Genomic DNA, 12,493 nt, shown 5'->3' on the forward strand with positions numbered 1-12,493 from the left:
TGACTGATTACCTCTGGCTTTTGTCCGGAAACCCACAAAAAATCCTGACCCTTTGATCCGTTTAAACGCGAAAAACCCTTACGCCGCCCTGAACCTCGCCGTCGCCTCATCGCACAGATAGTGTGACACCCTCGGATACGGAGCGCGCGCGAGATTATCCACCGCACCGATAATCCGGTCTGCCTTCTCATCACTCAGCAACACGCTCAGATTGAGCCGCACCCAGCCCGGCTTGAGAATTTCCTCACCCGCCAGAATCGCCTCCAGCAATCGGGCAGACTCCGCTTCCCCTATCCCCAGCAGACGATGAGCGTATGGCCCGGCACACGCGCATCCGCCCCGCGCCTGAATCCCATAACAGTCCGACAGCATTCGCGTGAAAAGCTGCTGATGAATCCAGCCGCCCTTCACGGAATCTCTCACCCGGAAAGAAAAAACGGGCAGAGCATGCTTCGCCGTAACATTCCCCAGAACCTCAATATCCGGATTTCCCGACCACCGTTCCAGAGCCCGACGGCGCAATTCCGCATGCCGCCGGTCCATCTCCTCCTGGCCAATCGCATCCTTCACCAGAAACACCAGTGCTGCCCGGATATCCCCCACGACATTCGGCGTCCCCGCCTCTTCCCGTGATACCAGATCGCCGCTGTATTCATGCCCCCAGGGCGACACAAACCGCACTGTCCCGCCGCCAGGACAAACCGGTCGCGACATCCCCACCGCGCCCTTTCGTACAATCAGAACCCCCGATGCCCCCGGGCCGCCTATAAACTTATGAGGCGACACGACCACAGCATCTTTCTGACACGTCGTCCCGACACGCATGTCGATCGGCAAATACGGCCCGGCGCCGGCATAATCCCATACCACCGCAGCCCCATGCCGCCGCAGCAAAGCACTGACCGGATCAGGATCCGTCACAATCCCACTTACATTGGACGCTGCTGAGAACGCCCCGACCTTCACCCGGTCATTACCGGCTTCCGCCAGAACCCGCTCCAGAACCACCAGATCCGGGCCACCTTCAGCCACCTCCGGAATCCCGATCACCTCAGCACCGCTCTCACGCCAGGGCAGAATGTTCGAGTGATGCTCATAAGGCCCGATCAGCACCAGTGGCCGCTCGCAAAGTCCCGCAGCAGCCTTCCGCGCTGCCTCCCCGACACCCAGCAACTCAACCAGCCGGTTCAGCCCTGCAGTTGCGCCCGAGCCGGCAAAAATCGTCGCGTAATCGTCAGTCGCACCGCACAGCCCGGCAATGATCCGCCGCCCGGCCTCACGCGTCCGCCCGGAATACCGGCCGCAAAACGACGCCTCCGTGTGCGTATTCGCATAATATGGCAGCACATGCTCCATCACGAAGTTCTCGACCTGCCGCACAGCTCGCCCCGACGCCACGTAATCCGCATAAACCAGCGTCTTCGGCCCAAATGGCCCGGGAACGGACGCTCCTTCCCCGATCACCCCCGCTGCAAGCCGCGCCAGCCGGTCATCCCCCAGCAAAGACTCCGAAAATGCTGCAAAAGACGCCTGATCCGAAACCATTCTGATCCACCCTCACCCCGACATGTGACGGACAGATCATCACCTGCCAGCACTCAAAACTCTTCCTCTGTTTTTTCCTTCATAATGTAATATTTGTGTCATATGATCGCTCATTATGAGAAATATCGATCATATTGATCGCGCAATACTCCGTACCCTGCAGCGCGATGCCTCCCTCTCGCAGCGCGCTCTCGCTGATGCTGTCGGCCTGTCGCAAAACGCCTGCTGGAAACGCCTCAATGCCCTGAAGGAAAGTGGTCTCCTCGGCCAGCACACCCTCCGCCTCAATCCAACCGATCTCGGTCTTGGCTTCACTGCCTTTGTCATGGTCCGGACCCGCCATCATGACCACAACTGGCTCACCCGTTTTCGCAACCTCGTCCTCGCCATCCCGAACGTCACAGATTTCCACCGCATCGCCGGAGAATACGATTATCTGCTGAAAGTCGTCGCCCGTGACATGCAGGATTTCGATAGGGTCTACCGGAACCTGATCGAAAAAATCGACCTCGATACCGTCACCTCCCACATCGTCATGGAAGCCATCGCGGATAACCGCGAACTGCCGATCTGATACGTCCGGATAATCATTTCGCCTGGTGACTTCAAAAGAAACCATCCTCTACTTATGCTCCATCCGGACACCAGGCTCCCAACGCAGCAACCAGACGAGAAAAACAGATGCATCCTGAGGCGCGACAGGTCAGCCCGGACTCCCTCCCGGTCATCCCGGTTGCAGGGCTCTGCTCCTCAGACCCTGTACAAAGACAGGCCGTCGGCGACGCCCTGCGCACCGCCTGCGCCAGCACAGGATTTTTCTACTGCGTGGACCATGGCATCCCACCGGCGCTGATCGACGCTGTCCTCGCCGAAAGCAAAGCCTTCTTCGCCCGCTCCCCCACCGACAAAGCCGCCCTCGACAAGGCCCGTTCGCCCTGCAACCGGGGCTACGAACCTCTGCGCAACCAGACGCTCGAAGCCGGAACCCCGCCGGACCTCAAGGAAGGCTTCTACATCGGCGAAGAACAGCCCGCGAACGCCGCAGAACTTCGCTTCAACCAGGGCCCCAACCAGTGGCCCCGGAACAGCGCAGGCTTCCGCCCGACCATGATGGCCTACTTCGCCGCCCTGAATATCCTCGCCGAAAGACTGATGCGCGGCATCGCCCTTTCCCTCGGTCTGGAAGAAACCTTCTTCACTCGCTTCTGCCAGAATCCCCAGGCCACGCTCCGCCTCCTGCATTACCCGCCTCAGCCTTCCGACCCGCAACCGGGAGAAAAAGGCTGCGGAGCCCATACGGATTTCGGCGGCCTCACTCTTCTGCTCCAGGACGCAAGCGGTGGTCTCCAGGTCCGTGGTCCCGACGATACCTGGATCCACGCCACCCCCATTCTCGGCAGTTTCATCGTCAATCTCGGTGACATGATCGCCCGCTGGACCAATGACCGCTACCGCTCCACCCTGCACCGCGTGGTGAACACCTCCGGTACGGACCGTTACTCCGTGCCGTTCTTCCACAGCGGCAACCCCGATTACGTCATCTCATGCCTGCCGGGTTGCCTGGCGCCCGGCGAAACCCCCCGTTACCCCTCTGTCACAGTCCAGGACCACCTCCGCGAAATGTATCAGCGAACCTACGGCCAATGAGCGCGCCCGAACCCCTGATCCTGATCCACGGCGCCTGGCAGGGCTCATGGGTCTGGGACGGCTTCCTCGCCGCCCTGTCACAACGCAGCGGAAACCGGTACGAACCCATCCCCGTCGACCTCCCCGGCAATGGCGCCGACGGCGCGCCGCCCGGTACCGCCTCGATGGCCACCTATCTCGACCATCTGGATACTCTCGTCGCCAGCCTCGACTGCCCCTTCACCCTCATCGCCCACTCCGGAGGCGGCGTCGTCGCCTCCGCCCTCGCGGAGCGCTACCCTGATCGCGTCCGCCGCATCATCTACATCGCCGGAATGATGCTGCCCTCCGGAATGGGGTTCGCCGAAGTCGTGGACCGCATCCTCCCCCAGGATCCCACAGTCGCCGGCATCACCCCCTGGCTCGACTGGCCCGTAAAGGGTGAAATCTCCGTCGTGCCGCCGGAAGCCGCCATCGCCTTCTTCCTGCAGGACTGCCCTCCTGCACTCGCCGTCCCCGCCGCCCGCCGCTTCACAGCACAGGGTGAACAGGGCCGCGCCCTCACTGCCCGTCTGACCCCGGAGCGATACGGCCGCGTCCCGCGCCTTTACGTCCAGGCGACACAGGACCGCTCCGTCACCCTCCCCCTGCAGCGCCTCATGTGCGAACTCGTCCCTGGCACTGCCGTCCGGTCCGTGGACACCGGCCACGCCCCTCATGTCGTCGCGCCCGACACCCTGCTCGATGTGATTCTTCCCTTCCTCGACACACCCTGATGCCCGGACAGACACAGTCGCCCCCCGGACCCGTCATCCCCCGGCGAACCCTGCTGGGTCTCGCTGCCTCCCTGCTTCCCGCTTCCGTCTGCACCGGCACCACGCCCTCGAAAGCCGGACTGCCTCCCGACCCGCCTCTCACCCGGCTGGCTGCCCCATGGGCCACGCCGCCCCTGCTCCCCGCCATCCGCGAGGAAGACGCCCTCCTCGCCATCGCCCATGTCGGCCCGGTATCGGACGGCGGCTGGAGCACCATCCACAACGAAGCCGTCGCCAGCGTCCGCACCGCCTTTCCCCGCCTGCGCACAGTCTGGGTGGAAAGCGTGCCCTACTCAGCCGACGCCACACGGATCTTCCGTCAGTTCGTCGCCGAAGGTGCGAACATGGTTCTCTCCAGTGCCGATTATGGCGACTTTCTCATGGATGTCGCCCGTCTGGCGCCCGAAGTCGCTTTCGTGCAATGCGACAGCAATCTGATCTCCCGCAACGTGAGCTGGTACTACGTCTCACAATGGTACGCCTGCTACGTCATCGGCGTCGCCGCGGGGCTGCTCACCCGAACCGGCCAGATCGGCTACATCGCCTCCTTCCCTCTGCCCTCCGTCTACGCCAGTGCCAACGCCCTCCTCCTCGGAGCCCGGTCCGTCAGACCGGATGCCACTGTCCGCGTCGTCTCTATCAACTCCTGGTTCGATCCGCAGGGCGCGCTGGGTGCTGCCACAGCCCTCGCCGACAGCGGCTGCGACATCCTGAGCGGCATCATGGACGAGCCCGCTTATCTGAGACTCGCCCAGGCCCGGGGCCTCTGGGCCATCATGTCCAATAACGACGAACGCGCCGCCGGACCGGACGCCTATCTCAGCTCAATCGTGTACGATTTCAGACCCTATTACGTCGAACAGGTCCGCGCCCGCCTGGAAGGCCGCTGGACCCCCACCCCTGCCTTCCTCCCTCTCGGTGCCGGCACCGACCGCGACGCATGGGGCGCCCGCGTGCCCGAAAACGTCCGCCGCCAGGCCGACGCCGTGCGCGCCCGCATCCTGACCGGGTGGTCTCCCTTCGCCGGCCCGATCCACGACAGCCACGGCAACCAGCGTGTCGCCGTCGGCGAAACAATGAGCGATCTCACCCTCTACCATTGGAACTGGCCCGTCGACGGCGTCCTCGGGCTGGACTAGCCGTCAGACCGAAGGCTTTCTCCCGCCCGGAACCAGTCCATCCATCCCCGATAGCCACGCACCCCAGGCTGATCCGGTTCGTCGAACGCGCCACCGCGCTCCTGGACATTTTCCAGGTAACGAGACCGCTACCGCCTCCGCAACCCGGCGATCGCCACTGCCAGCCTGTCCCCGATCCCGCGACTGACCTCTCCCGCTACAGCCGTCCCGCGGCGCAAATCCCGCGCAGCCAGCACCCCGGGCAACATCGCCAGACGTGAGGTCCGCGACTGGCTCTCCAGCCGCCCGGGCAACAATGCCAGTCCTTCCTGACGCAGCCAGGAACTGACAGACTCAAGCCGACCCGGCCCAAACAGATCTCCCGGCTCAGCATCCGATTCCAACCCGACCGCCCTCAGCACCTCAACCGGCAACGGCATCCGGCCGCTCCGAAGCACCCCGGGCAAATGACGCAGCAACGCCCCGACTGCGAATGCGGCACCCGACCGCGCAACCGTAGCCAGCACAGCCTCATCCGCCTCACCGAGCAGCCCCGCCACCATCCGCTGCACCATACCCGATCCGCCCAGCATCATCTGCCGCCACGCAGCCTGATCGGGAACCCGGTACAGCTCCGTTTCCCGTGCATCCACCAGTGACAGCAGAGCCTCCGCCGCGACTCGCTCCTGCCTGAGCAGCCCCGCCACCGCCACAGCAACATCGTGACGCGCCTGAATGCCCCGCGCAGGCTCCGCAATCACGTCCCGCCACCATTGCAGCCGGATCAGACCGGCCATTGGCCCCGTTAACGAACCGGAGACCGGCAGCACCGTCGCTCGCGATAATTCGTAATTGAAGGCGATCAGCACAAAAGCACACGCCCGCACCTTCGGCGGCAGAAACATCGCGCAGAAATGACGATCAGGGTCACGCAGACGTGCAATTTCCGCGCACGCCTCCCGTGCAACCGCGAATGCATCCTCTTCCGTGCTCACCGCGTTGACTCCTTCATGCAGCTTTGCCTCCCCTCGTCACCGTCTCTTCCCTTGACGGTCCACGGAGCGGCACATAGCTCTTGCGGGCGGCGCTTATCCGCCCTCTCTTCGTGATCGCCAACCAAGGAGCACGTCATGGCTTTCGAACTGCCAGCCCTTCCCTTCTCCTATAATGCACTTGCAAACAAAAACATGTGCCAGGAGACCCTGGAGCTTCATCACGACAAGCATCATCAGGCCTATGTGACGGCCCTTAACGGTTTCGTCGAGGCGAAGCCGGAACTGCAGGGCAAGTCGCTCGACGAGATCATTCTCGCAGTGAAGGGCGACGCAGCTCTGGCTCCCGTCTTCAACAACGCGGGCCAGCACTGGAACCACATTCTGTTCTGGAACAACCTGTCCCCGACCGGCGGCGCGATCCCAACCTCGCTTGAGACGAAGATTAAGGAAGATCTCGGCAGCGTCGAAAAATTCAAGGAAGAGTTCAAAAAGGCAGCGACCACCCAGTTTGGTTCCGGCTGGGCCTGGCTCGTCCTCGCACCGTCCGGCAAGCTCGCTGTCACCAAGACTGCCAACGGCTCCAACCCGCTGGCCGAAGGTCAGGGCAAGGCACTGCTCGGCCTCGATGTGTGGGAGCACTCCTACTACCTCGACTTCCGCAACCGTCGCCCTGACTACATCACCAACTATCTCGACAAACTCGCCAACTACGAGTTCGCCGAAGCCCAGCTGAAAGCCGCCTGAGGCCGCTTTACAACAGAAAAAAGGCCCGGTTTCCCAAAAGGAAACCGGGCCTTTTTTGTATGAACCCCACAGGCCGTACCCACAGACATCCGGCCTGAACTGAGTAGCCGTCAGGAGCGGACCACACGCCCCGGCACATCATGTGTCTCAGGCATCGCAAACAGAAACAACCCAAACGCCAGAACACCACTCCCCGCCAGCGCCAGAAACGCCGTATTGAAACCATAACGGGCCGCCAGCAGCCCTCCGCAGAAATTCGATAAAAGCGCGCCGATCGTTCCGACCGCCAGCCCCGTCCCGATCAGCAGATTGCATCGTCCTCCACCCGATGCGAGATCAGCCAGCACCGCATAGAACAAAACCAGGATAACGCCCGAGGACAGGCCGTCCAGAATTTCAGCAACACACATCGCCGGCCAGCGGGCACTCCACATAATCAGAAGATCACGCAACGGCTGCAAAGCAAGAGCCAGAAGAAGCGGCAACCGGCGAGACCAGCGCTTCGCACTCCGTCCCACCACATAAGCCACAGGCACCATGGTCGCCTGCGCAACGATAATGCACAGCGCAGTCATGGAGGACGAACTGCCAAAATGAAAAGCAACCTGACGCTCGATCATCAGCGGGACCGTCGCGCCATTTGCCACATTGAACATCAGATAACAGGCCAGAAAAATCAGCAGCCGCGGATCAGCAAGCGGATGATGCGCTTGCGCTCCCGCCGGCACGCCCCGTACTGAAGGCTCGTGCCTCGCATCCGGCGCATCCGCCCGCGACGTCATCAGCCCCACCAGCAACAGACTGGCCGCCGCCAGACCGCTGATCGCCCATAATGGCGCAATCGGCCCGATTACCCCGCCAGCAATGCTCATAATACAGGCAATCACCGCGTTTCCGGAGTGGTTGAACGCCTCGTTGCGTCCCATCCGGACCATATAGCCATCGTCACCCGCCGTCGCACGGCTGATGGCCGCCAGTAATGGCGAAAACAGCGCCCCCGCCCCTCCGGCCAGGAAATGCACACACGCAATCTGCCAGAACCCCGGAAACACGGCCGCAACCGTGATCGAGACTGCCGTCACCACGCAACATGCCGCCAGCAGCGCCCTGCGGGAGGAAATCCGGTCCAGCACCCAGCCACCAGCCAGACGCGCCGTCACCGCACCCGCGCCACCCGCCGCAATCATCGTGCCAATATCAGACGCCACCCAGCCATAAGCTGCGAGAAGCGACGTCAGAAAAGCACCCAGATTGTCCTGTACATCGGCCAGCAAAAAACTGATGCCATCAAGGGCGATCGTATCACGACCGTCGCTCTCCTCGCCGCCATTTCGGTTCGCAATCCTGCCTCCGGAAAGAGACCCTTCTGTCGCAGCACTCATGGGCACAGAATCAGACGCACGCCCTGACCCGCGAGACAACGACGCAACCCGTCGCCACTGGCCCTCAGGCATCCTGTCAGGAACAGGCAACTCATATCAGGCATCATTGCTCCCCTTGCGTTACGACACGGAAGGGCTGCCGCATTTCTCAGCGCCCGAAACCAGAACACTGTCCGGAAAAATGTGCAGACCAGCCCTGGTCTGACGTCGTGGATGCGCCAGCCCGCCAAATTAGGGCTATCAGCCATACAGCGGAACGAACTTCAGCGCCTGTCACGCGACATTCCGCATTGTTCGATAAACGCCTGAAATCGAAGCCGGTTTGTTCCGGGATGGCAGAGAGTCAGATACCTGTCCCGCGGGAAGGGTCACGGCCTCCGGTGATGAAACAAACCTGCGTTCATAGATCCCGATCCATCAAACGGGATGCAAAACCCCTGCCGGATTCAGACAGAATCCGGCCTTCTTTGTCCGCCTGCCCCCGCATCTGTGAAGCCGCGCCCGGAAACGCTCAGTCCCGGGCCGCCCAGCCCGCAATCAGATTTACGACTGCCTGAGACGACATCCGGCGCGCATTCCCCAGATCCTTCGACCCGTCCGTATTCAGCGCCTTACCCTCCGGTGTCACAATCAGCACCGTCGGCACCGAGGTCACCGTCACACCGTATTTCTGAGCAATGTCCATATTGGTTTTGAAGCGTGAAACATTCACGCTCACTACCTCAAAATTCTGCTTCAGCCAGGTATCCACAGCCGGCAAGGCAAAAATCCCGGCCAGAATCCGGCAATCCGGGCACCAGTTCCCACCGAAATCCAGCAGAACTGATTTCTTTTCCGCCTTTGCTTTCTCAAAAGCAGCAGCCACGGCCGCCGGTGCTTTCTCCGGCGCGTCATACGGCGCAGCAACCGGCGTAACCGATGCCTCCCCAATCTGCGGAACTTCAGTAATCGCACGGGCACAGGCCGCGTTCGGAGCAGACATCATCAACACTCCCGGCAGCGACAAAGAAAGCGCAAACATTACGGCAACGCGGTAGCGCATGGCAGTCTTCTCCAATGGTCGAATCATTCTCTGCATCCAATGTGTGCCGTCACACCGGCCAGCACAACATCCTGCGCCCCCGAAGTCTCTCCGGCGGCCCTCAACGCCCCCAGATCAGGGCGCTTCCCAGAAAAACGTCATCTCATGCTTGTTATGAAACAGATGCGCCAGCGACCCGCCCGGAATGGCTGCAAACGCTTCCATCACCTCAAAATCAGTCGTCCCCTGAAACTTCACACTCATCACAATGCGCTTCGCACGCTCCGCTTCAATCCACCGCTTCGCCAGTGTCAGCAATCGCCCGGGATAGGCAATCACATCCGAAAACAGCCAGTCCACCGAAGCCTCATCGCGCGGCTCCAGTCCGAACGCACTCCCCTGGCGGAATGAAACTCCCGGCATCGCCTGCACGGACGGTGCCAGCGGTGCCCTGTCTATTGCCGTCACAGACGCCCCGAGCTTTGCAATCGCCCACGTCCACCCGCCCGGCGTCGCCCCCAGATCCAGACAGGTCTCCCCCGGAACCGGCCACTGACCGAGCCGCGTACACGCTTCCCACAACTTCAGATAAGCCCGCGAAGGCGGTCCCTCCCGGTCTTCCACGAAACGAGGCTCCCCCATCGGAAACGGGCTGGTCTTCGTCTGCGAGAACAGAATCCGGTCCGGCGCCAGCAATGTCCAGGCCCCCAGCGGACTCGTCGGGGCCACCTGCGGAAACACCAGTGGCGCGGCTTTCACCGGCGGCAAACGCTCCTCTATCAGAGACGCCCGCCTGAAGTGCCCTGCAGGCACCAGCGACCAGTTCCGCTGCCGGCTCTTCAGCAGCTTTGCCGCCTCGCCAATCGACGCAATGGTGTGAATCTCCGGCGCCGTCCAGACATCCAGCGCCCACACACTTTTCACCGGCGGCCCACCGCACAACGCCAGAGGTCCGAGCCACTCCTCCGGTGGCGAACCCAGCCGCTCGAGTTCCGCCTGCAACACACCCTCAAAACCCGGCGGGGCCACATAAACGCTGCCAATACCCATTTCAGCCATGACGAAGAAACGAAACCCCCAGCAAACACCAGGACAGAATCAAAATCGATCCACCCGTGGGCGCAACCGAACCCAGGTGGCGTCCCCAAAAAGCCGTGACATAGAGCGCGCCACAGAAAATAAGCATCCCCAGTACAAACCCGCATCCGGCCAGCACCGTGAGGCGCGACGGGCGCAAACACCCAAGCCCCAGCGCCAGAAGCGCCAGCGTGTGCCACATCTGCATCTGAACCGCGCTCTGCACGATTGTCCGTCCGTCCGGAAGCCCAAACCGCTCAGCCGGAAGATGCGCGGCAACCGCGCCCATCGCCACACCGGTCGCACCCATAAAGGCCGCAACACATCGCCACAGCCGTGCCATCCCGTCTGCCATCACACCTCAAACTCCGGAGACCGATCCGCCACGCTCTTCAGAACCGGCAAACACGCCACAAAGACCGGCCACATAGTGCCCCGACTCATAGCCACGCAATTTGTATAGGCAACAATCGCCGTGTTAACCGCATCGCCAGGAACCGGCAAACGCGCATCCACATTTCTGCCGGGTCATGTTACACCGACGGAAAAATCCGGAAGCGGAGCGAAATTCATGAACACAGTCAGTAAAATCACCATTCTTGCAGCGCTCACGATGCTTGGCGCCTGCTCGGCCATCACCGGACCGGTCGCACCGCCCGCGCCACCACCGCCATCAGCCCTCAGCACCTCAGACGCCACCTTCGTACAGAATGCATCGGAAATTAACCTCGTCGAGGTCGCCCTCGGTAAAGCCGCCGCGACCAGTGCCGAAAACGCCGGCGTGAAATCCTATGCGGCAGCACAGGTTTCAGATCATACGGCAGCCGAGAACCGCCTCTCCGCCATCGCATCATCCCACGGCGTAACTCTGGCAACCGCCCCGAACGCCGATGATCAGAAAATCATCACTACGATGGCCGCCCTGAAAAACAGCGCCTTCGATCAGGCCTATCTCAGCAGGATGGTCGCAAATCATAAGGCTGCTCTGCCGGTAATGACCTCAGAAGCGTCCACCTCCACAGATATCGACCTGAAGTCTTATGCTGAAGACAACAGCGCGACTGTGCAGAAGCACCTGACGGCGGCAGAAGCTCTCGAGAACCCGGGCCATCATGCCGTCACCCACTCACGCAGGCATAAACGCAAATCCTGATTGCCCCAGGACAACGCAGGACACTGAATGTGGAACAGTGACCGGATTGATCCCCGGTCACACCACAACGCGCCGCCGATAACGCGCATCAGCACGGCACATTGCGGGCACCATGAAAATGGCGATCATAAGAGTTCGTCATGTTATACGATGCCGCGACACAAACTCACTACAGCCAGCAACTCGCTCTGAGAATGCATCGCCAGAACCGCGCCGCACATCCCGTCAGCCTGTTAAATCGTCATTATAATCACGACGAACGAACCGTTCCCGACACAGACGCCGCGACTCCGCGTCAAATAGCCCGCTTCAAAGTGATAATACCCCGATTGTGCAGGGAATAACCGCCGTGTTAACCGCATTACGGGAACCGGCAAACGAGCGCCCAGCTACTGCCGAGGAGTTTCCCACCGGAAGAATCCGGAACCGGAGTATGGTTCATGAAAACAGTCAATAAGATTGCCACTCTTGCGGCGCTCGCTACGCTCGCCGCCTGTGCAGGCACCACACCGCCCCCTCCGCCCCCGCCACCACCGGCCGCTCTGAGCGATACAGACAGCACGTTCATCCAGAAGGCTTCCGAGATTAACCTCGTCGAAGTCGCACTCGGCAAAGTCGCTGCGACCAATGCTAAAAGCGCCGACGTAAAATCCTACGCGGAAACACTGGTTACCGATCACACCGCCGCGCAGGAACGCCTCTCCGGCATCGTCACAAGCCACGGCGTAACCCTGCCGACCGAGCCGGATGCGGATGACCAGAAAGCCATTACCACAATGACGGCTCTGAAAGGCGGCAAGTTCGATCATGCCTATATCGGCAAAATGATCCAGGGCCATAAAGCCGCCCTCACGGTCATGACCGACGAAGACTCCACCTCGGATACTGACCTGAAGTCCTACGCTGAAGACACCGGCACAGCCGTGCAGAAACATCTGACCGCGGCAGAAGCGCTGCAGAAGCCCGGCCATCACGGTTATAAGCACACCCATAAGCACTAAAGCAGTGCATCATCAG

General features: G+C 61.5%; 13 protein-coding genes. 7 read left to right on the forward strand and 6 right to left on the reverse strand.

Going from position 1 to position 12,493, the window contains the following annotated elements:
* Window positions 1-78: 78 nt before the first annotated feature.
* Window positions 79-1,545: an aminotransferase class V-fold PLP-dependent enzyme gene (locus tag GOB85_RS03250; protein WP_173576185.1), complete on the reverse strand. Its 1,467-nt coding sequence runs from the start codon at window positions 1,543-1,545 to the stop codon at window positions 79-81.
* 112 nt (window positions 1,546-1,657) lie between these two features.
* On the opposite strand from GOB85_RS03250, the gene GOB85_RS03255 reads away from it, so the two are divergent.
* The 4 genes from GOB85_RS03255 to GOB85_RS03270 all read left to right on the forward strand — a co-directional run bounded on the left by GOB85_RS03255 (window position 1,658) and on the right by GOB85_RS03270 (window position 5,125).
* Window positions 1,658-2,119: an Lrp/AsnC ligand binding domain-containing protein gene (locus GOB85_RS03255; RefSeq protein WP_173576254.1), complete on the forward strand. Its 462-nt coding sequence runs from the start codon at window positions 1,658-1,660 to the stop codon at window positions 2,117-2,119.
* A 107-nt stretch (window positions 2,120-2,226) separates the two neighbouring features.
* Window positions 2,227-3,192 (forward strand): isopenicillin N synthase family dioxygenase, encoded by a 966-nt coding sequence (locus GOB85_RS03260; protein WP_173576186.1) that lies wholly within the window; start codon window positions 2,227-2,229, stop codon window positions 3,190-3,192.
* Window positions 3,189-3,947: an alpha/beta fold hydrolase gene (locus tag GOB85_RS03265; protein ID WP_173576187.1), complete on the forward strand. Its 759-nt coding sequence runs from the start codon at window positions 3,189-3,191 to the stop codon at window positions 3,945-3,947. The genes GOB85_RS03260 and GOB85_RS03265 overlap by 4 nt, the downstream gene beginning before the upstream one ends.
* Window positions 3,947-5,125 (forward strand): BMP family ABC transporter substrate-binding protein, encoded by a 1,179-nt coding sequence (locus GOB85_RS03270; protein WP_173576188.1) that lies wholly within the window; start codon window positions 3,947-3,949, stop codon window positions 5,123-5,125. The genes GOB85_RS03265 and GOB85_RS03270 overlap by 1 nt, the downstream gene beginning before the upstream one ends.
* Before the next feature lie 128 nt (window positions 5,126-5,253).
* Here the strand turns inward: GOB85_RS03270 and GOB85_RS03275 are convergent, their stop codons facing one another.
* Window positions 5,254-6,099, reverse strand: coding sequence for a squalene/phytoene synthase family protein (locus tag GOB85_RS03275; RefSeq protein ID WP_338421638.1), 846 nt, complete (start codon window positions 6,097-6,099; stop codon window positions 5,254-5,256).
* A 135-nt stretch (window positions 6,100-6,234) separates the two neighbouring features.
* Here GOB85_RS03275 and GOB85_RS03280 point away from each other — a divergent pair, with 135 nt between their 5' ends.
* Window positions 6,235-6,843 (forward strand): superoxide dismutase, encoded by a 609-nt coding sequence (locus GOB85_RS03280; protein ID WP_173576189.1) that lies wholly within the window; start codon window positions 6,235-6,237, stop codon window positions 6,841-6,843.
* A gap of 110 nt (window positions 6,844-6,953) precedes the next feature.
* On the opposite strand, the gene GOB85_RS03285 is transcribed toward GOB85_RS03280, so the two are convergent.
* The 4 genes from GOB85_RS03285 to GOB85_RS03300 form a co-directional block, all read right to left on the reverse strand.
* The gene (locus tag GOB85_RS03285) at window positions 6,954-8,225 is read right to left on the reverse strand and encodes an MFS transporter (protein ID WP_173576190.1); all 1,272 of its coding nucleotides are present in this window, start codon (window positions 8,223-8,225) and stop codon (window positions 6,954-6,956) included.
* A 511-nt stretch (window positions 8,226-8,736) separates the two neighbouring features.
* Complete coding sequence (locus tag GOB85_RS03290; protein ID WP_242011253.1) at window positions 8,737-9,294, reverse strand: thioredoxin family protein; 558 nt, start codon at window positions 9,292-9,294, stop codon at window positions 8,737-8,739.
* Between the two features lie 87 nt (window positions 9,295-9,381).
* Window positions 9,382-10,305 (reverse strand): SAM-dependent methyltransferase, encoded by a 924-nt coding sequence (locus GOB85_RS03295; RefSeq protein ID WP_173576191.1) that lies wholly within the window; start codon window positions 10,303-10,305, stop codon window positions 9,382-9,384.
* Window positions 10,298-10,678: a DUF423 domain-containing protein gene (locus GOB85_RS03300; RefSeq protein ID WP_242011254.1), complete on the reverse strand. Its 381-nt coding sequence runs from the start codon at window positions 10,676-10,678 to the stop codon at window positions 10,298-10,300. Before GOB85_RS03300 ends, GOB85_RS03295 begins: the two co-directional genes overlap by 8 nt.
* Window positions 10,679-10,894: 216 nt before the next feature.
* Between GOB85_RS03300 and GOB85_RS03305 the strand changes: the two genes are divergently transcribed.
* Both GOB85_RS03305 and GOB85_RS03310 read left to right on the forward strand, forming a co-directional pair.
* Window positions 10,895-11,476 carry a DUF4142 domain-containing protein gene (locus GOB85_RS03305; protein WP_173576192.1) on the forward strand — a complete coding sequence of 194 codons (582 nt, stop codon included), beginning with the start codon at window positions 10,895-10,897 and terminating at the stop codon, window positions 11,474-11,476.
* Between the two features lie 440 nt (window positions 11,477-11,916).
* Entirely contained in the window at window positions 11,917-12,477 is a 561-nt protein-coding gene (locus GOB85_RS03310; protein WP_173576193.1) for a DUF4142 domain-containing protein, read from the forward strand.
* Window positions 12,478-12,493: the final 16 nt, after the last annotated feature.

This window comes from Acetobacter fallax (genome assembly GCF_011516735.1).
Lineage (GTDB): Bacteria > Pseudomonadota > Alphaproteobacteria > Acetobacterales > Acetobacteraceae > Acetobacter > Acetobacter fallax.